Here is an 18,058-nt window from a genome sequence, read left to right as displayed (position 1 = left end):
CTGCGCTCAGGTGGCTTCGGCGTCGTAGGGCGGGATCTCCCCCGCCGCAAGCCGGTTCGAGGTGCGCGGTGTGGAGCGGGTGAACAGTGCGCTCGCTCCGCTGGAGTGCGGGCTGGGCGGCGTTGCCGAGGCGCTCGTTGCTGCGGCAGCCGCTCCGGCGGTTGCGACGGCGGCCGTGGGTGCCGGTGCCATGACGTCATCCAGCAGCGCCTCACGGATGATGCGCCGCGGATCGTACTGACGAGGATCGAGCTTGCGCCAGTCCGTCTCGGTGAATTCCGGGCCCATCTCCTCCGCCGCGCGATCCTTCACGCCGCGGATCACCTCGCCCGCCTTCTTGATGAGCCGGGCCAGTCCCTCCGCATAGCGCGGGAGCCGCTCCGGACCGACGAGGACCACGGCGATCAGCGCGATCACCAGCAGCTTGTCGGGCCCCGGGATGAAGTTCATGGATTCAGATTACCGGTCGCGCCTCACTCACAGTCGCGCACACCGCCCGTAGCCTGAATACGGAGGAGTCATGAGCGAGCTGGATGCGATCGCCCGTTTCGCGCGGGAGTCCATCATCGAACCCGACCACATCGCGCGCGCACGCGCCCACGCGCTGGAGGTGGGGGCCGCACCGATCTCTCCCGGCGTCGGATCTCAGGCCGCGGTGATCGCCGCGACCACTGCAGCCACCAGCATCATGGAGATCGGCACCGGCGCCGGGGTATCCGGGCTGTGGCTGCTTCATGGCGCGCCGAACGCCGTGCTCACCACGATTGACAAGGAACCGGAGCACCTCGGCGTCGCTCGCCAGTCCTTCCACGAGGCGCGCATCCCCGCCGCGCGCGCACGCTTCATCACCGGCCGCGCTCTCGAGGTCCTGCCGCGCATGAACGAGGGCTCCTATGACATCGTGCTCGTCGACGCCGACCCTGAGAACGTGATCGCCTACGTGGAGCATGGCCTCCGGCTCGTGCGCGCCGGAGGCACCGTGCTCATCCCCCGGGTCCTCGGGGGCGGACGCGTTGCCGATCCGGTCCAGCGAGACGAAGTCACCCGCGCGTATCGCTCCCTGATCCAGGAGGTGCAGGCCTCTCCTGCCGTGGTGGGTGCGCTGTCCACCGTGAACGAGGGCCTGCTGCAGCTCACTGTGCTCCCCGAGCGCTGACTCGGAGAACGGTGAAGGCGGCCGGGCTGCTGCCCGGCCGCCTTCACTGTCTGCGGTGCGTCACGCGGCGTCGACGACGCCTCCGAGCACGGAGTGCAGTTCCTTGGCCTCTTCGTCATTCACGGAGACGACGAGACGGCCTCCCCCTTCGAGCGGAACTCGAACGATGATGAGGCGACCTTCCTTGACCGCTTCCATCGGTCCGTCGCCGGTCCTGGGCTTCATGGCTGCCATGTCGGCTCCCTTTCATCCTGGTCTGGCCACCAGTTTATCGGTTCTGAGGCGTTGTCCAGAAATGCACAGCGATCCGTGACCCCGGAATACAGCTCAGGGGATCTGATAGACCGTGGCTGCGAGCGCATAGACGCTGTAGATCCAGAACCACTGGTACAGCACGCCGCCGATGAGGATTCCGCCGCGCCACCAGGGCGAGCGCGGGATGGCGAGCGCACCCACCATCGGGGTCAGTGGCAGGAGGAGTCGCAGCGTCGAGGACTGCGGGAAGAACACCGCCAGCAGGTACAAGATGTAACTCGCCGACCACAGCCGCAGTTCGACGCCCATCGCGAGCACGTGCCGTTCACGCAGCAGCGCCCACGCGATCAGTGCGAGCAGCACGGCGAAGGTGATCCAGCCCAGGATCACGGGAACCTGCCACAGGCCGAACCACATGTTCAGCGCCGCACCCCATGCCTCGAACGGGATGAACGCGGTAGCCGGTTCCGCCAGCCAGTTCCGCCGCCACGCAAGCTCGGTGCTGAGGTACGCCCCGGGGTCGCCCGTCACGATTCCTGCGATGATCTGCCAGGAGAAGCCCACGAGGACGGCGAGCGCACCCGTCGCCAGGATGTGGATGATCTGCGCACGCGGCAGCGGATCGCGATCGCGACGGAACCAGCGCCAGATGCCGTAGAGGCCGAGCATCAGGGCGAAGGGCAGGATACCCGGCCGCGTGAAGCCCATCAGCGGAACGAGGACGTAGAGCTCGGCGAATCGACGGCGAAGCACCGCGTTGAGGGCCAGCAGCAGGAACAGCGTGAACATCGCCTCGGCGTAGCCGACGTGGAACAGCGCGGCGAGCGGACCGTTGGCGAAGAAGACGACGGCCCACATCGACGCATTGCGCGAGAGGCGGTTGCGCATCAGGCGGTAGAGGGCGAAGCACGACAGCAGTCCGCAGACGAGCGAGGTGATTCCGGCCCCCGTCGCCCAGGAGCCGAAGGGCATTCCCACCGCATTGGCGACCCACGGATAGATGGGCATGAAAGCCCAGGCGTTCTCCGCCACCGCCCCGGTGTCGGTGAGCGGCAGCGGGGACGGGTACCCCTGGAACGCGATCTGCCAGTACCACTGACCGTCCCAGCCCGTGATGAACCTCTCGATGCCCAGGCCCGGACCGAACCGGGAACCCGGCGCGGCGAGCGCCGACGCGATGTAGAGGAAAACGAGCGTGAGGATGCGACCCGCCACGTAGATCCCGGTGATCCGCAGGGCCGTCACCACGCGGGTCGGGGGCGCGGATCGGGCGGCCGCCTCCTCCGTGCGGGTCAGCTCAGCCACGCGCGCAGTCCTGCCTCGACGGTCTCGATCTGTGCCACGGGTACGCGTTCCTGGTCGTGATGTGCCAGGCTCGGGTCGCCGGGACCGTAGTTGACGGCAGGAACGCCCAGTGCCGAGAAGCGGGCCACGTCGGTCCAGCCGTATTTGGGCTTGGGGCGCGCCCCGGTCGCCGCGAGGAAGTCCTGGGCGAGCTCGGCGTCGAGGCCGGGCCGGGCACCGGCCGACAGGTCCACGATCTCGATCTCGAAGCCTGCGAACACGTTCCGGATGTGAGCGACCGCCTGGTCGGGCGACTTGTCCGGCGCATAGCGGTAGTTGACTTCCACCTCGCAGAGGTCCGGGATCACGTTTCCGGCGACGCCTCCTCCGATGCGCACAGCGTTCAGGCCCTCGCGATAGGCCAGGCCCTCCACGCTCACCTCCTTGGGACGGTACTCCGCCAGGCGGGCGAGGACCGGAGCTGCGGCGTGGATGGCGTTCTCCCCCACCCAGGCGCGTGCGCTGTGTGCCCGGACCCCGTGCGTGCGGACCACAGCACGCAGCGTCCCGTTGCAACCGCCTTCGATCTCGCCCGCCGTCGGCTCCCCGAGGATGGCGAAGTCGCCGGTCATGAGGTCGGGCCGGTTGCCGGCGAGACGGCCCAGGCCGTTGAGCGAGCTGTCGACTTCTTCGTGGTCGTACCAGATCCAGGTGATGTCGACCGCCGGGGCGACGAGATCGGCCGCCAGCTTCAGTTGCACCGCAACCCCGGCCTTCATGTCGACGGTGCCGCGTCCCCAGATCACGGCTTCGCCGTCGGCCTCACGAAGCTCGGTCGGCAGGTTGTCGTTGATCGGAACCGTGTCGAGATGGCCCGCGATGATCACTCGGCGGTCTCGCCCGAGCGACGTGCGGGCGACGATCGTGTCCCCGTCGCGGATGATCTCCAGATGGTCGTACTCCGACAGCGCCGCGACGACGGCGTCCGCCAGCGCGGCCTCATCCCCGGAGACGCTGGGAATATCGCAGATCGCTCGCGTGATGTCGGCAGCGGAGGCGGTGAGATCGAGCAGCGGCATGCCCTCATCGTATCCGGCCGCGCTGAGCGCCCCGGCGTCGCGGAGCGACATGGGGCACCGGCCGCTCCGCCGGGCCCGCTAGCGTGGAGACATGACTGATGCACGATGGGTGAACGCTGACGGGCTCGCGACGATCCGCGAGGACGGCACCGTGCTGGACACCTGGTTCCCCGAGATCCGCACCGGCCGCCTGCCGGAGAGCACCGACACCACCACCCTGGAGGTGCATGCCGAGGAAGACGAGCTTCGCGGGGTACGCATCGAGGTGGTGCGCGTGGAGGCCGATCTGGACGCGCCGGTCGCCTCCACCTCGGATGCCTATCTGCGCCTGCACGCTCTCAGCCACCTCATCGTGCGTCCCAACGAGCTGAATCTCGATGGCATCTTCGCCCACCTTCCCAACGTCGCCTGGACCTCAGCCGGGCCGATGCACCCGGACGACGTCTCGCGCCTGCGGCCCTCCTTGCAGCGCGCCGGCATCCAGGTGCAGGGCCTCGACAAGTTCCCGCGCCTGACCGACTACGTCCTGCCCGCCGGTGTGCGCATCGCAGACGCCTCCCGCGTGCGACTGGGCGCGCATCTCTCCCCCGGCACCACGGTGATGCACGAGGGATTCGTCAACTTCAACGCCGGCACGCTGGGCGCATCCATGGTCGAGGGACGCATCTCCCAGGGCGTCGTGGTGGGAGACGGCTCGGACATCGGCGGCGGTGCGTCCATCATGGGCACGCTGTCCGGGGGCGGATCCCACCGTGTGTCGATCGGCTCGCGCACGCTGCTGGGCGCCAACGCGGGTATCGGCATCTCGCTCGGCGACGACTGCATCGTGGAGGCGGGACTCTACGTCACGGCGGGTTCGAAGATCGTCCTCACCGAGGGCAGCACCTCCACCACGGTCAAGGGATCCGATCTCTCCGGCCGCGACGGCCTGCTCTACCGCCGCAACTCCCTGACCGGTGCGATCGAGGCCGTGACCCGCGCGGGCGTCGGCGTGACGCTCAACGAGGCCCTGCACGCCTGATCGTGCGATGACAGAGGGGCTGGACCATCTCGGTCCAGCCCCTCTGTGGTCAGGCGCCGTGGTTCAGGCTCCCGGGTAGCGACGTTCGGGAGCACCCGTGTACAGCTGCTGCGGACGGCCGATCTTCGTCTGCGGGTCCAGGTTCATCTCGCGCCAGTGCGCGAGCCATCCCGGCAGGCGGCCGATCGCGAAGAGCACCGTGAACATCCGCGTGGGAAAGCCCATGGCCTTGTAGATCACACCGGTGTAGAAGTCGACGTTGGGGTACAGGCGACGTGCCTGGAAGTACTCGTCGTTGAGCGCGATCTCCTCGAGCTCCTTGGCGAGATCCAGCAGCGGGTCGCTCACGCCCAGCTCGGACAGCACCTCGTCCGCGGACTGCTTGACCAGCTTGGCGCGCGGGTCGTAGTTCTTGTAGACGCGGTGTCCGAAGCCCATCAGCTTGACACCGTCCTCCTTGTTCTTCACGCGCTCCACGAACCGCTTGACCGTCTCACCGGAGTCGCGGATCTCGCCGAGCATCTTGAGCACCGCCTCGTTGGCGCCGCCGTGCAGCGGACCCGAGAGGGCGTGGATGCCCGCGGAGACCGATGCGTACTGGTTGGCGCCCGTGGAGCCGACCAGGCGCACCGTGGAGGTGGACGCGTTCTGCTCGTGGTCTTCGTGCAGGATGAGCAGACGCTCCAGCGCGCGGCTCATCACGGGGTTCACCTCGTACGGCTCGCTCATCACGCCGAAGTTGAGGCGGAGGAAGTTATCGACGAAGCTCAGGGAGTTGTCGGGGTAGAGGAACGCCTGGCCGATGCTCTTCTTGTGCGAGTAAGCGGCCAGCACGGGCAGCTTGGCCAGCATGCGAATGGTGTTCAGCTCGACGTGCTCGGGGTTGTGCGGGTCGTACTGGCCCTCGTAGTAGGTCGACAGCGCGGTGATCGCCGACGACAGCGAGGCCATCGGGTGCGCGGTGTGCGGGAGGGCGTTGAAGAAGTGCTTGAGGTCCTCATGGATGAGGGTGTGGCGACGGATCTTCTCGTCGAAGGCGCCCAGTTCGTCGGCGGTGGGAAGCTCGCCGTACAGCAGCAGCCACGCGACCTCCAGGAACGAGCTGTGCTCGGCGAGGTCCTCGATCGGGTATCCGCGATAGCGCAGGATTCCCTGGTCGCCATCGATGTAGGTGATCGCGGACTTGGTGGCCGCAGTGTTGACGAAGCCGTAGTCGAGGGCGGTGTAGCCCGTCTGCTTCGTGAGGGTGGCGAAGTCGATGCTCGATGCTCCGTCGACCGCTGCCACCGTGGGCAGTTCAGCCGTGGTGTCACCGATCGTCAGCGTCGCCTTCTCAGGCTGTGCTCCCGCGTTGTTCACGGCGCCTCCTTGCGATTTCTGGTCGTCGGGGGTCTGACACGGAACTGTCGTGAGAGATCCGTGTCGGCGGCGCGCGTGAGCACGCCCGGTCCTTACAGCCTAGTCGCCCGCGGGACCTACTGATGCACCCGCCAAAGGATGCGGCACCTCGCTAGAGGTTCCCTACGAAGACGCGCGGAGGCGCTCGGCAGCGGCGGCGATCCGCTCGTCGGAAGCCGTCAGGGACAGGCGGACGTGCTGCGGGAAGAACGGTCCGTAGAAGACCCCGGGACCTGCCAGGACACCGAGATCCGCCAGCCGGTCCATGCTCTGCCAGGCGTCGCGCCCCTCGGTCGCCCAGAGGTACAGTCCGGCCTCGCTGCGGTCCACGCGGAAGCCGGCGGACTCGAGCGCAGGCTTGAGCAGCTCACGGCGCGACCGGTATCGCTCCTTCTGCTGCGCGACGTGTACGTCATCGGCGAGCGCGACGGTCATCGCCTGCTGAACGGGCGCCGGGAGCATGAGCCCGAGGTGCTTGCGCGCCGTCGTGAGGCGCGCGATCAGCTCGCGATCCCCGGCGAGGAACGCCGCGCGGTAACCCGCCAGATTGGACTGCTTGCTCAGCGAGTACACCGCGAGAACGTCGGTGTCATCTCCGTCGGTGACACGAGGGTCCAGGATGGACGGGATCGGCTCACTGTCCCAGGGCGCGTCCCAGCCGAGCTCGGCATAGCACTCGTCTCCGGCGATCACCGCACCGAGCTCGCGCGCCCGGCGCACGGCGGCACGGAGATCGGCGACTCCGAGGACACGGCCGTCGGGATTTCCCGGGGAGTTCAGCCAGATGAGCTTCGTTCCCGCCGGCCACGCCGCCGGGTCGTCCTCCGCCACCGCGGTGGCACCGGCGACGACGGCACCGACCTCATACGTCGGATACGCGGCCCGCGGATGGACCACGATGTCGCCAGCTCCGAGACCGAGCAAGGTCGGGAGGAGCGCGACGAGCTCCTTGGAGCCCACCGTGGGCAGCACCTGGTCGGCCGTCAGGGATGCCACACCACGACGCCGCGCGAACCACGCGGCGATCGCGTCGCGAAGGGCGGGGGTTCCGACGGTCTGCGGGTAGGAGTGGGCCTCGGTCGCCGCTGCGAGCGCTTCCCGGATGATCCGCGGTGTCTCATCGACCGGAGAGCCGATCGAGAGGTCGACGAGCCCGCCGGGATGCTGCGCCGCGCGCTCGCGAATAGGAGCGACCGCATCCCACGGGTAATCCGCGAGGTCGCGAACGCTCACGCCTCGGCCTGCGGCGGCAGCGCGGAGATGATCGGGTGGTCCTTCGGAATCACGCCCACCTTGGCGGCGCCTCCGGGCGATCCGATTCCGTCGAAGAACTCCACATTGGCCTTGTAGTACTCGGACCATTCGTCCGGAAGATCGTCCTCGTAGTAGATCGCCTCCACCGGGCACACCGGCTCGCAGGCGCCGCAGTCCACGCACTCGTCGGGGTGGATGTAGAGCGAACGTTCGCCCTCGTAGATGCAGTCGACAGGGCATTCGTCGATGCAGGCGCGATCCTTGACATCGACGCAGGGAAGAGCGATCACATACGTCACCTCTTCAGTCTACGTCTCTCCTCCCCGGGCGGTCGTGCACGCACGGCCGTGGCGGGAGCGGAGACGTCAACGAGAGGGCGTCTGCGCTTTCGACGGTGCGGACGCAGGACGGATACGACGCAGGTCCGGCCACGCCGCCACGATCAGGATGATGACCCCCACACCGATCAGCCACACCTGTGACAGCCCCGTGTCGGGAACCACCACGGAGCCCCCGGGGCCACGCATGGAGAACATGAAGACCGCCAGGTACATCCCGGCCCCTCCCGCGATGGCGGCCCATCGATCCTCCGCCAGAATGCGCAACGAGACGAGAATGGCCAGGCACCCGGCGAACGCGAGGATCAGGCCGAGGTGGAACAGGTCGGCACCGGCGGAGAACCCGATCGTTCCGGCCGTGCCGAAGACGGCTCCGATGATGAAGCTCATCACGAAGGTGGCGATGCGTGAGAGGGACACGGGCCGATGGTACCGTCCGGGCCTGAACGGCTGCCGTATCAGCTCGCCCAGCCCCACAACCGCAGCAGCGCAGCCGTCACGGCCCCGGCGATGACGACGAGCACGAACGGCGCGCGCAGGGCCAGCAGGACGGCGGCGACGCCGACGGCGGCCAGCCGCGCATCGATGTGCAGGGACTGCCCGGGCCCGTGCAGGGCGAGATAGGCCACGAGCGCGGCGAGCAGCGCCACGGTTGTGAGGTCCATGGTGCGCGCCGGGGTGGGCTTCTCGAGCCAGTGCGGTGGAATCGCGTACCCGAGGATCTTGGCGAGCACGCACAGGATCGACGCCACGAGGATCGCCTGCCACAGGGTCATCGAGCCACCGCCTTCGTGTCTCCGCCGCCGAACAGATTGAACACGCCGACGACGACCGCGACCACCGCCGCGAGCAGCACCTGCATCCCGGGCATCACGTACGGCGTCGCCACGGTCGCAACGACGGCGGCCCCCACTCCAACCGCGATGGCCTGCCGGGAGCGCAATCGCGGCCAGAGCAGCGCCAGGAACGCGCAGGCTGCGGCAGCGTCGAGCCCGTAGACGCGGACGTCGCCGATCAGGTTGCCCACGAGCGCACCGGCGAGGGTCGCCGCGTTCCACCCGACGAAGATCGCGATGCCCGTGGCCCAGAAGCCCACGCGCTGCGCGCGGGGCTCCTCCTGGGTGACAGCCACCGCGATGCTCTCATCGATGGTGAGCTGGGCGGCGCCGAGGCGGCGCAGCACGCCCCTGCCGACGATCGAGGAGAGCCGCATGGCGTAGACGGTGTTGCGCAGGCCGAGCAGAAGCGCGGCGACAACTCCCGCGGGGGCGGCAGCGACCCCGCCGGAGGCGATGATGCCGACGAATGCGAACTGCGAGCCGCCGGTGAACATCACCAGACTCAGCACGCATGCCTGCCAGACGTCCAGGCCCGCCGCCACGGCCAGCGCACCGAAGGTGATCCCGTCCAGGCTCACCGCGAGCGCCACGGCCATCCCCTGGCGCACCGCCGACCGTTCCGCCTGATCCATACGCGCCTCACTCTCGTCGTTCAGCAAACCGAACGGTCGATTGCAATTCTGAACGACCCGCGTCGTTCAGTCAAACGAAAGGACGTTTGTCATACTGAACGCATGGATGAGCTCCGGGCCCGAATCGCACAGGCGCTGCGCCGCGAACGCGAACGATGCGGCTTCTCCGCGGCCGAGCTGGCGCGGCGGGCCGGTGTCTCCAAGGCCACCGTCTCGCAGTTGGAGAACGCGGCGACCACGCCGAACGTTGAGACGCTGTGGGCACTCGGTGACGCCCTCGGCGTGCCGTTCGCCGAGCTGGTGGCCGAGCCCGCCGCCGGGCCGACGCTGCTGCGGGTCGCCGATCTGAGCGGTGTTCCGGCAGCCGCGGCCACCTATAGCGCGACGCTGCTGTCGACCGCTCCCCCGAACTCGCGCCGCGACATCTATCTCTTGCAGGCAGAGCCGGGCGGCACCCGCGACTCCCGCCCTCACCTCAGCGGCACCACCGAGCACGTCGTGCTGATCTCGGGACGGGCCGATGTCGGCCCTCGCGACGCGCCCGTGACGATGAACCCCGGGGACTACCTCACCTACGCCGGCGACGCGCCCCACGTCTTCACGGCACGAGAGCCCGGCACCATGGCCGTGCTCATCAGCGAGCTGCGCTGACCGACTGCGCCGGACACCACGAAGCCCCGCGGTGGCGCGCACCGCGGGGCTTCGTGTGATCAGGCTCAGGCGTTCGCGTCCTGCTTCTTGAGACGCGCCGCAGCACGAGCGCGCTCAGTCGCGTCCAGGTTCACCTTGCGGATACGCACCTTCTCGGGCGTGACCTCGACGCACTCATCCTCGCGGGCGAACTCCAGGCTCTCCTCGAGCGACAGCACGCGCGGCGGGGTCATGGACTCGAACGTGTCGGCCGTGGAGGAGCGCATGTTGGTGAGCTTCTTCTCCTTGGTGATGTTCACGTCCATGTCGTCGCTGCGCGAGTTCTCGCCGATGACCATGCCCTCGTACACCTCGTCCTGCGGCTGCACGAAGAAGCTCATGCGCTCCTGCAGGGCGATGATGGCGAACGGGGTGACCACGCCGGAGCGGTCGGCCACGATGGAGCCGTTCTGACGGGTGACGATCTGGCCGGCCCAAGGCTCGTAGCCGTGCGAGATGGCGTTGGCGATGCCGGTGCCGCGCGTGGTGGTCATGAACTCCGTGCGGAAGCCGATCAGACCGCGCGACGGAACGACGAACTCCATGCGCACCCAGCCGGTGCCGTGGTTCGTCATGCCCTCCATGCGGCCCTTGCGGGCAGCGAGGAGCTGGGTGATGGCGCCGAGGTACTCCTCGGGGGCGTCCACGGTGAGGTGCTCGAAGGGCTCGTGCACCTTGCCGTCGATCTTCTTGGTGACCACCTGCGGCTTGCCCACCGTGAGCTCGAAGCCCTCGCGGCGCATGTTCTCGACGAGGATGGCCAGCGCCAGCTCACCGCGGCCCTGCACCTCCCAGGCATCCGGGCGGCCGATGTCCTCGACGCGAAGCGAGACGTTACCGATCAGCTCGCGGTCGAGGCGGTCCTTCACCATGCGGGCGGTGAGCTTGTGGCCCTTCACCTTGCCCACGAGCGGCGAGGTGTTGGTGCCGATGGTCATGGAGATGGCCGGGTCGTCGACATGGATCATCGGCAGCGGGCGGACGTCCTCGGGGTCGGCGATGGTCTCGCCGATGGTGATGTCCTCGAAGCCGGCGATGGCGACGATGTCACCGGGGCCGGCCTCCTCGGCGGGGTAGCGCTCGAGCGCGCGGGTCTTGAGCAGTTCCGTGATGCGAGCGTTGCTCGTGGTTCCGTCGGCGCGAACCCACGCCACGGTCTGACCCTTCTTCAGGGTTCCGTTGAACACGCGCAGCAGAGCGAGGCGGCCGAGGAACGGGCTGGAGTCGAGGTTGGTGACCCAGGCCTGCAGCGGCGCCTCGTCGTCGTACGCGGGGGCCGGGATGTGCTGGAGGATCGCCTCGAACAGCGGCTCGAGGTCGTCGTTGTCAGGCAGTTCGCCATCGGCCGGACGGTTGCGCGACGCCGCACCGGCACGGCCGGACGCGTACACCACCGGAACGTCGAGCAGCGCATCCACGTCCAGGTCGGGCACGTCGTCGACCAGGTCGGACGCGAGCCCCAGCAGCAGATCCTGCGCCTCGGCCTCGACGGCCTCGATGCGAGCGTCGGGGCGGTCGGTCTTGTTGACCGCGAGGATCACGGGCAGCTTCGCCTCGAGCGCCTTGCGCAGCACGAAGCGCGTCTGCGGCAGCGGGCCCTCGGAGGAGTCGACGAGCAGCACGACGCCGTCCACCATGGACAGTCCGCGCTCGACCTCGCCGCCGAAGTCGGCGTGACCCGGGGTGTCGATCACGTTGATCGTCACCGGGGCGTCGGTGTGCTTGCCGTTGTACGTGATCGCGGTGTTCTTCGCGAGGATGGTGATGCCCTTCTCGCGCTCGAGGTCGTTCGAGTCCATCGCGCGCTCCTCGACGTGAGCGTGCTCGCCGAAGGAGCCGGTCTGGCGCAGCATGGCGTCGACGAGGGTCGTCTTGCCGTGATCGACGTGAGCGACGATCGCGACATTACGGAGGTCAGAGCGGAGGGCGTGCGCCATGAAGGGAAATCCTTGTAGATCTGGGAACACCGAAGAGAATCGGCCCCGGAATTCTACAGCACGTCAGGTGAACGAAAGCTGTGCACCCCCTGCCGCAGGACGGAGGTCTGTGATCGAATGAGGTGCGGTCGGAGCGCACCCGAGGGGTCCTGTGCACCGACCGCCGCACGTTACCGCCGTGATGTACTGAGCACAGGAATAGGCGAACACCCCGTGCCGATATTTCGACACATCGGTAACCGAGGGGTATCGTGCAGAAGTTCACATGAACCTCATGTGGAACTGTCAAATGTGGAGGACGGGTTCGATGTACCGATGCAAATCTGGAGGTAGGCCTTCGTGCTGAGGTATCTCGTCCGCCGGACGCTGGGATGGCTCGCGATGATCTTCGTCGCCACCAACCTCACCTATTTCCTGGCGTCGCTGTTCCTGAACCCGCGGTCCAACTACACGGGACGAAACCCTCCCGTACCGGAGGCCATCGCGGATGCCGCTCTCTCGCAGTACGGACTGAACGACAAGGTCCCGCTGCTGGAGCGCTGGTGGGGCTGGCTCTCCTCCGTCGTGACCCGCTGGGACTGGGGGAAGAGCCCGGTCGGCGAGAGCGTCAACGAGCAGGTGGCCTTCCGTATCTGGAACTCCGCGGAGCTGCTGCTCGGTGCCACCATCCTCATGACCGTCATCGGCATCGCCCTGGCGGTCTGGACGGCGTCGAAGCAGTACAGCGCCACTGACCGCGTGGTGCAGTTCATCTCCACCATCACGATGAACCTGCCGGTCATCGTCGCCGGCCTCGGCATCGTGATCATGGCCATCGCGTTCAACAACGCGGTCGGCACCCGTGTCTTCTACGTCACCGGCGCCCGCAGCGACGGCGTCCAGGGGTTCTGGCCCGTCATCGTCGACACGCTCCAGCACCTCACCCTGCCGACCATCGTGCTGGTCGTCACCGGTTACGCCGGAACCTACTTCCTCCAGCGCTCCCTGCTGCTGGACAACATCGGCGCCGACTACGTGCGCACCGCCCGCGCGAAGGGCCTCACACGCTCGCAGGCCGTGCGCAAGCACGCACTGCGCACCTCTCTGATCCCGGTGGTCACCTCCATCGCGTTCTCGATCCCCGGAATGTTCACCGGCGCGATCCTCACCGAGAGCGTGTTCCAGTGGGAGGGCATGGGGCGGTACTTCATCACCACCATCGCCAAGAACGACATCCACGGCGTCGTCGCCATCGCGGCCTTCAGCGCTGTCATGACCGCCATTGGAGCGCTGCTCGCCGACATCGCCGTCGTAGCGCTCGACCCGAGAGTGAGGGTGAGCTGATGAGCATTCCCGACCAGCCCACGGAAGCCCGCGTGAACGCCGAGGTCACCTACGACGAGGCCGTGCGCGACGTCAGCGGCGCCGATGCGATGACGGCGGCGGTCGTCACCGCCCCGCGCGGGAAATCGCGTGGCACGCTCCGTCTGTATGTGCGCCGGTTCTGGCGCAACAAGACCGCCGTCGCAGGGCTCATCATCTTCGCTCTGCTCGTGCTTTTCGCGACGCTGGGCGAGCTGATTGCGCCGTTCAACTTCCTCGACACCGACTTCCTCAGTCTCTCCACTCCCCCCGGCGAGAACGGTCACTGGTGGGGAACCAACAGCGCGGGCAACGACATGTTCGCCGCGACCGCGCATGGTCTCAAGCAGTCGATGATGATCGCCCTCATCGTCTCCATCGGCAGCACCGTCATCGCGGCGGTGCTGGGTGCGTCTGCCGCGTACTTCCGCGGCGCATACGAGCGCCTCGTGCTGTTCGTCATCCACTTCCTGATGATCGTGCCGACCTTCCTCATCCTCGCGATGATCTCCAACAAGGCCGGCGGCAACTGGCTGGTCATCGCGATCGTCATGACGGCGATCAGCTGGTTCTTCACTGCGCGCACCGTGTGGGCGATCGCCCTGTCGGTCCGCGAGCAGGACTACGTCACCGCGGCACGGTACATGGGAGTGTCGGGCTTCAAGATCGTGCTCCGCCACATCGTGCCCAACATCGGCTCGCTGCTGATCATCCAGTTCACGCTCGGACTCGTCGGCGCCGTCATGGCGGAGACGGGCCTCTCCTTCATCGGCTTCGGCGTGAAGTCCCCGGACGTTTCGCTCGGATCGCTGATCGGCTCCGGCTCGAACCAGGTCACCAGCGCGCCGTGGCTGTTCTATTTCCCCGCCGCCATCCTGACGCTGCTGACCGTGTCGATGGCCTTCATCTCCGACGGTCTGCGTGACGCGCTGGATCCCAACTCGAACTCTGGAGGAACCGCGTGAGCGCTCCGCTGCTCTCCGTCCGCGACCTGGCCGTCAGCTTCCCCTCCGAAGCGGGCGTCGTCAACGCCGTTCGCGGCGTCTCCTTCGACCTGCACCCGGGCAAGACCCTCGCGATCGTCGGCGAGTCGGGCTCGGGCAAGTCCGTCACCTCGCTGGCGGTGATGGGCCTGCACGGCAAGTCGGCCAACATCACCGGCTCCATCCAGTACGAGGGTCGTGAGCTGCTCGGTCTCAGCGATGCCCAGATGTCGCGCGTGCGCGGCAAGGACATCTCGATGATCTTCCAGGATCCGCTCTCGTCGCTGACCCCGGTGTTCACCATCGGCGACCAGCTGATCGAGGCGCTGCAGGCGCATGACAAGAAGATCTCCGCCAAGGCGGCGTTCGACCGGGCGGTGGAGCTGCTTCGCATCGTCGGCATCCCGCGCCCGCAGGAGCGGATGCGCGCATTCCCCCATGAGTTCTCCGGCGGCATGCGTCAGCGTGTGGTCATTGCCATCGCCATGGCCAACAACCCGCGTGTGATCATCGCCGATGAGCCCACCACGGCCCTGGACGTCACCATTCAGGCACAGATCCTCGACGTCCTCGATCGCGCCCAGGAGGAGACCGGGGCCGGTGTTCTGCTGATCACCCACGACATGGGTGTTGTCGCTCACAGCGCGGACGACGTGCTGGTGATGTACGCCGGCAAGCCGGTGGAGCAGGCACCCGTCGACGAGCTGTTCCAGAACACCCGCATGCCGTACTCGATCGGCCTGCTGGCGGCCATCCCGCGCGTGGACCAGCGAGCCAAGGCGCCGCTCGTCCCGATCCCGGGCAACCCGCCGATCCTCATCAACCTCCCCGACGCGTGCCCGTTCGCCGCCCGGTGCCCCATCGCCACCGAGGCCTGCCGAACCACGGAGCCGCCGCTCGTCGCGGTGGACGGCGATCCCGATCACCGCGCGGCGTGCATTCGCCTCGACCGCACCGCCCAGGGCGACGTGTACCCGGTCCCTGAGATCCCGGAAGCGCCGCTGCAGCGTGTCCCCCGTGAGGAGCGCGAGGTCGTACTCGAGGTGACCGACCTCAGCCGCGAGTTCCCGATGACGAAGGGTGCGCTCGTCAAGCGCCGCGTCGGAACCGTCCACGCCGTCGACGGCGTCAGCTTCGACATCCGCGAGGGCGAGACTCTCGCGATCGTCGGTGAGTCCGGATCCGGCAAGTCCACCACGCTGCTGGAGATCATGGACATGAAGCCGCAGTCGGGCACCGTCGTGCTCGCCGGCACGGATGTCTCCACCGTGCGTGGCGGCCACGCCGAGCGTCAGCTGCGCCGCAACGCCCAGATCGTCTTCCAGGACCCGATGGGCGCGCTGGACCCGCGCATGACGGTGGGCGACATCCTCGCCGAGCCGCTGCGCTCCATGGGCTATGAGGGCGACGTCCAGGAGCGCGTCACCGAGCTGATGGACCTGGTGGGGCTGAACCAGGCCCACATCGAGCGGTTCGCGTCCGCCTTCTCGGGCGGTCAGCGCCAGCGCATCGGCATTGCGCGTGCGCTGGCCACGAATCCGCGCCTCGTCGTCCTGGACGAGCCGGTCTCCGCGCTCGACGTCTCCATTCAGGCGGGTGTGATCAACCTGCTGGAGGAGCTCAAGGCCAAGCTGAACCTGTCGTACCTGTTCGTGGCTCACGACCTCTCTGTCGTCCGTCACATCGCCGACCGCGTGGGTGTGATGTACCTCGGGCGCTTCGTCGAGTTCGGCGACGTGGACGCGCTGTTCGAGAACCCGCGCCACCCCTACACGCAGGCGCTGCTGTCCGCCATCCCCGTTCCCGACCCCGTTGTCGAGCGCAGTCGCGATCGCATCGTGCTCACCGGCGACCTGCCGAGCCCGGCCGATCGCCCCGCCGGCTGCCCGTTCGTCACCCGGTGCCCGCTCTACCAAAGCCTGACAAGCGAATCCGATAGAAACCGTTGTGAAACCGTGCCCCCCGCGCTCTTGCTGCACGGACCCGATCACAGCGATGCTTGTCACTTCAGCTCCTCATCCACCACAGCGGAGGTCGCCTGACCCCCGTTTCCGGGTGAAGAGAACGAGGTATCTCTCGTGAAAAACACACAGTCCCGGCCGCGAACCCGTGGCCAAGGAGGTTCACACATGTCCATTGCAACCAAGCGGCGCTACGTCGTCGCAGCCGCTGCAATCGTTGCCGGAGCACTGATGCTGTCCGGTTGCGGCAGCTCCAACGATGGTGGCGGCAACGCATCTGAGAAGCCCAGCGACGGAAGCACCAGCTCCGCGCTCGAGGGTCTCAACCTGCAGCCGCGCGACAACATCAAGGAGGGCGGCTCCCTGACCACGGGAACCGTCGAGATCTCGGCGCAGTTCAACACCTTCCACGGCGATGGAACGAAGTACACGCTCGACTTCTGGCGCTGGTACAACCCGCAGCTGGCCCTGTACGACGCCGACGGCACCTACCACTTCAACACCGACTTCCTCACGGACGTCAAGTCCGAGGTGAAGGACGGAAACACGGTTGTCACATACACGATCAACCCGAAGGCCCAGTACAACGACGGCACGCCGATCGACTGGAAGTCCTTCGAGGCCACCTGGAAGGCCAACAACGGCTCCGACGAGAACTTCGTCTCCAGCAACACCGACGGCTACAGCAAGATCACCTCGGTCACGATGGGCGCCGACGAGCGTCAGGCCGTCGTCACCTACAACGGCATCTACGCCTGGGTGAACGCTCTCTTCGAGAACATCATCAACCCCGAGGCCGCCAAGGACGCCGAGACGTTCAACACGGCGTACATCGAGAACCCGCACCCCGAGTGGGGCGCCGGTCCGTACACGGTCGACAAGTACGACAAGAACAACGGCACCATCTCCTTCAAGCGCAACGACGCCTGGTGGGGCGACAAGGGTCTGCTCGACTCGCGCACCTACCGCGCACTTGAGGACAGCGCCGAGATCAACGCCTTCAAGAACGGCGAGCTGGACGCTGCCGGTGTGGGCAACAAGGACCGCCTCGCGCAGGTCAAGGACATGGACGGCATCGAGATCCGCGAGGCGGGCACCCCGTCCAACTCGCTGATGATGCTGAACTCCGCTGACCCGGTGCTCGGTGACCTCGAGGTCCGTACGGCGATCATGAAGGGCATCGACCGTTCGGTCATCGCCAAGATCCGCTTCCAGGGCATGGACTACACCGAGCCGCTCCCCGGCTCGTTCGCGCAGTACTCCTTCCAGCCGGGCTACAGCGACAACTTCGCTGAGTCGGGTCTGGACTACGACAAGGAAGCCGCGGCCAAGATCCTGGACGACGCCGGCTGGAAGGCCGGTTCGGACGGCATCCGCGAGAAGGACGGCAAGAAGCTGTCGTTCGTCTTCACCACCCTCGGCGACAACGAGATCTCCGCATCGCAGGCCAAGGCCATCAACTCGATGCTCAAGGAGATCGGCGTGGACGCGGCGATCAACAACCGCCCCTCCTCGGACTTCTCGGACGTCTACACCAACCGTGAGTTCGGCATGTTCCTCATGGGCTTCAGCTCCTCCAACCCGTACGGCTTCGGCGACTTCTGCCAGGTCTACTGCTCGGACAGCCAGCTGAACCTGTCGGGCACCGGCACCCCGGAGATCGACGAGAAGGTCAAGGAGGTCGGCGCGATCGCAGACCCCGACGAGCAGATCAAGGCCGGTAACAAGCTCGAGGCCGAGATCTTCAAGGAGACCGCCGGCATCATGCCGCTGTACAACGGTCCCACCATGGTCGCCATGAAGAAGGGCCTCGCCAACTACGGCGCCGGCCAGTTCTACGTCGGCAAGGTGCAGGACATCGGATGGCAGAAGTAATCACCCCACGGTGAT

Annotated in this window: 18 protein-coding genes; 7 read left to right on the top strand and 11 right to left on the bottom strand. The window is 67.2% G+C overall.

What is annotated here, in order from left to right; all coding sequences use genetic code 11:
* Positions 1–6: 6 nt before the first annotated feature.
* Positions 7–450 carry a Sec-independent protein translocase TatB gene (locus tag ACIQJ5_RS05485; RefSeq protein ID WP_231089666.1) on the bottom strand — a complete coding sequence of 148 codons (444 nt, stop codon included), beginning with the start codon at positions 448–450 and terminating at the stop codon, positions 7–9.
* Between the two features lie 70 nt (positions 451–520).
* Between ACIQJ5_RS05485 and ACIQJ5_RS05480 the strand changes: the two genes are divergently transcribed.
* Positions 521–1,156: an O-methyltransferase gene (locus tag ACIQJ5_RS05480; protein WP_402841654.1), complete on the top strand. Its 636-nt coding sequence runs from the start codon at positions 521–523 to the stop codon at positions 1,154–1,156.
* A 60-nt stretch (positions 1,157–1,216) separates the two neighbouring features.
* Here ACIQJ5_RS05480 and ACIQJ5_RS05475 read toward each other — a convergent pair whose 3' ends face one another.
* From ACIQJ5_RS05475 to dapE, 3 genes are all read right to left on the bottom strand, one after another.
* The gene (locus ACIQJ5_RS05475; RefSeq protein ID WP_231089664.1) at positions 1,217–1,390 is read right to left on the bottom strand and encodes a DUF3117 domain-containing protein; all 174 of its coding nucleotides are present in this window, start codon (positions 1,388–1,390) and stop codon (positions 1,217–1,219) included.
* A gap of 93 nt (positions 1,391–1,483) precedes the next feature.
* Positions 1,484–2,716: a hypothetical protein gene (locus ACIQJ5_RS05470; RefSeq protein WP_402841651.1), complete on the bottom strand. Its 1,233-nt coding sequence runs from the start codon at positions 2,714–2,716 to the stop codon at positions 1,484–1,486.
* Positions 2,704–3,774, bottom strand: a complete 1,071-nt coding sequence (gene dapE / locus ACIQJ5_RS05465) for a succinyl-diaminopimelate desuccinylase (RefSeq protein WP_402841648.1) — start codon at positions 3,772–3,774, stop codon at positions 2,704–2,706. The genes ACIQJ5_RS05470 and dapE overlap by 13 nt, the downstream gene beginning before the upstream one ends.
* Before the next feature lie 91 nt (positions 3,775–3,865).
* On the opposite strand from dapE, the gene dapD reads away from it, so the two are divergent.
* Positions 3,866–4,795, top strand: a complete 930-nt coding sequence (dapD, locus tag ACIQJ5_RS05460; protein ID WP_402841645.1) for a 2,3,4,5-tetrahydropyridine-2,6-dicarboxylate N-succinyltransferase — start codon at positions 3,866–3,868, stop codon at positions 4,793–4,795.
* Between the two features lie 63 nt (positions 4,796–4,858).
* Here dapD and ACIQJ5_RS05455 read toward each other — a convergent pair whose 3' ends face one another.
* The 6 genes from ACIQJ5_RS05455 to ACIQJ5_RS05430 form a co-directional block, all read right to left on the bottom strand.
* Positions 4,859–6,154, bottom strand: coding sequence for a citrate synthase (locus ACIQJ5_RS05455; RefSeq protein ID WP_231089661.1), 1,296 nt, complete (start codon positions 6,152–6,154; stop codon positions 4,859–4,861).
* Between the two features lie 162 nt (positions 6,155–6,316).
* Positions 6,317–7,426 carry a succinyldiaminopimelate transaminase gene (dapC, locus tag ACIQJ5_RS05450; protein WP_231089660.1) on the bottom strand — a complete coding sequence of 370 codons (1,110 nt, stop codon included), beginning with the start codon at positions 7,424–7,426 and terminating at the stop codon, positions 6,317–6,319.
* Entirely contained in the window at positions 7,423–7,746 is a 324-nt protein-coding gene (fdxA, locus tag ACIQJ5_RS05445) for a ferredoxin (protein WP_231089659.1), read from the bottom strand. Before fdxA ends, dapC begins: the two co-directional genes overlap by 4 nt.
* A gap of 66 nt (positions 7,747–7,812) precedes the next feature.
* Positions 7,813–8,205 (bottom strand): DUF6113 family protein, encoded by a 393-nt coding sequence (locus ACIQJ5_RS05440; RefSeq protein ID WP_231089658.1) that lies wholly within the window; start codon positions 8,203–8,205, stop codon positions 7,813–7,815.
* Positions 8,206–8,243: 38 nt separating this feature from the next.
* Positions 8,244–8,561, bottom strand: coding sequence for an AzlD domain-containing protein (locus ACIQJ5_RS05435; RefSeq protein WP_231089657.1), 318 nt, complete (start codon positions 8,559–8,561; stop codon positions 8,244–8,246).
* Positions 8,558–9,256: an AzlC family ABC transporter permease gene (locus ACIQJ5_RS05430; protein ID WP_231089656.1), complete on the bottom strand. Its 699-nt coding sequence runs from the start codon at positions 9,254–9,256 to the stop codon at positions 8,558–8,560. The genes ACIQJ5_RS05435 and ACIQJ5_RS05430 overlap by 4 nt, the downstream gene beginning before the upstream one ends.
* A 102-nt stretch (positions 9,257–9,358) precedes the next feature.
* Between ACIQJ5_RS05430 and ACIQJ5_RS05425 the strand changes: the two genes are divergently transcribed.
* Positions 9,359–9,907: a helix-turn-helix domain-containing protein gene (locus ACIQJ5_RS05425; RefSeq protein WP_231089655.1), complete on the top strand. Its 549-nt coding sequence runs from the start codon at positions 9,359–9,361 to the stop codon at positions 9,905–9,907.
* A gap of 65 nt (positions 9,908–9,972) precedes the next feature.
* Here the strand turns inward: ACIQJ5_RS05425 and typA are convergent, their stop codons facing one another.
* Complete coding sequence (typA, locus tag ACIQJ5_RS05420; protein ID WP_231089654.1) at positions 9,973–11,883, bottom strand: translational GTPase TypA; 1,911 nt, start codon at positions 11,881–11,883, stop codon at positions 9,973–9,975.
* A gap of 339 nt (positions 11,884–12,222) precedes the next feature.
* Between typA and ACIQJ5_RS05415 the strand changes: the two genes are divergently transcribed.
* The 4 genes from ACIQJ5_RS05415 to ACIQJ5_RS05400 all read left to right on the top strand — a co-directional run bounded on the left by ACIQJ5_RS05415 (position 12,223) and on the right by ACIQJ5_RS05400 (position 18,043).
* A complete protein-coding gene (locus ACIQJ5_RS05415; protein ID WP_231089653.1) occupies positions 12,223–13,206 on the top strand; it encodes an ABC transporter permease in 984 nt (327 codons plus the stop codon).
* On the top strand, positions 13,206–14,189 hold the full coding sequence (locus tag ACIQJ5_RS05410; RefSeq protein ID WP_231089652.1) for an ABC transporter permease: 984 nt from the start codon (positions 13,206–13,208) through the stop codon (positions 14,187–14,189). The genes ACIQJ5_RS05415 and ACIQJ5_RS05410 overlap by 1 nt, the downstream gene beginning before the upstream one ends.
* On the top strand, positions 14,186–16,249 hold the full coding sequence (locus ACIQJ5_RS05405) for an ABC transporter ATP-binding protein (protein ID WP_231089651.1): 2,064 nt from the start codon (positions 14,186–14,188) through the stop codon (positions 16,247–16,249). The genes ACIQJ5_RS05410 and ACIQJ5_RS05405 overlap by 4 nt, the downstream gene beginning before the upstream one ends.
* 87 nt (positions 16,250–16,336) lie before the next feature.
* Positions 16,337–18,043, top strand: coding sequence for an ABC transporter family substrate-binding protein (locus ACIQJ5_RS05400; RefSeq protein ID WP_231089650.1), 1,707 nt, complete (start codon positions 16,337–16,339; stop codon positions 18,041–18,043).
* Positions 18,044–18,058 lie beyond the last annotated feature (15 nt).

The sequence above is a fragment of the Microbacterium sp. GXS0129 genome (assembly GCF_044769785.1).
Lineage (GTDB): Bacteria > Actinomycetota > Actinomycetes > Actinomycetales > Microbacteriaceae > Microbacterium > Microbacterium nymphoidis.
Note: the sequence above shows the minus strand (reverse complement) of the source record. Positions and strands in the feature narration are given on the sequence as shown.

Coding starts and splice junctions, on each gene's coding strand:
- ACIQJ5_RS05485 (WP_231089666.1), bottom strand. CDS start 450: ATGAACTTCATCCCGGGGCCCGACAAGCTGCTGGTGATCGCGCTGATC.
- ACIQJ5_RS05430 (WP_231089656.1), bottom strand. CDS start 9,256: ATGGATCAGGCGGAACGGTCGGCGGTGCGCCAGGGGATGGCCGTGGCG.
- dapE (WP_402841648.1), bottom strand. CDS start 3,774: ATGCCGCTGCTCGATCTCACCGCCTCCGCTGCCGACATCACGCGAGCG.
- dapD (WP_402841645.1), top strand. CDS start 3,866: ATGACTGATGCACGATGGGTGAACGCTGACGGGCTCGCGACGATCCGC.
- ACIQJ5_RS05475 (WP_231089664.1), bottom strand. CDS start 1,390: ATGGCAGCCATGAAGCCCAGGACCGGCGACGGACCGATGGAAGCGGTC.
- ACIQJ5_RS05480 (WP_402841654.1), top strand. CDS start 521: ATGAGCGAGCTGGATGCGATCGCCCGTTTCGCGCGGGAGTCCATCATC.
- ACIQJ5_RS05425 (WP_231089655.1), top strand. CDS start 9,359: ATGGATGAGCTCCGGGCCCGAATCGCACAGGCGCTGCGCCGCGAACGC.
- ACIQJ5_RS05435 (WP_231089657.1), bottom strand. CDS start 8,561: ATGACCCTGTGGCAGGCGATCCTCGTGGCGTCGATCCTGTGCGTGCTC.
- ACIQJ5_RS05410 (WP_231089652.1), top strand. CDS start 13,206: ATGAGCATTCCCGACCAGCCCACGGAAGCCCGCGTGAACGCCGAGGTC.
- typA (WP_231089654.1), bottom strand. CDS start 11,883: ATGGCGCACGCCCTCCGCTCTGACCTCCGTAATGTCGCGATCGTCGCT.
- ACIQJ5_RS05400 (WP_231089650.1), top strand. CDS start 16,337: ATGTCCATTGCAACCAAGCGGCGCTACGTCGTCGCAGCCGCTGCAATC.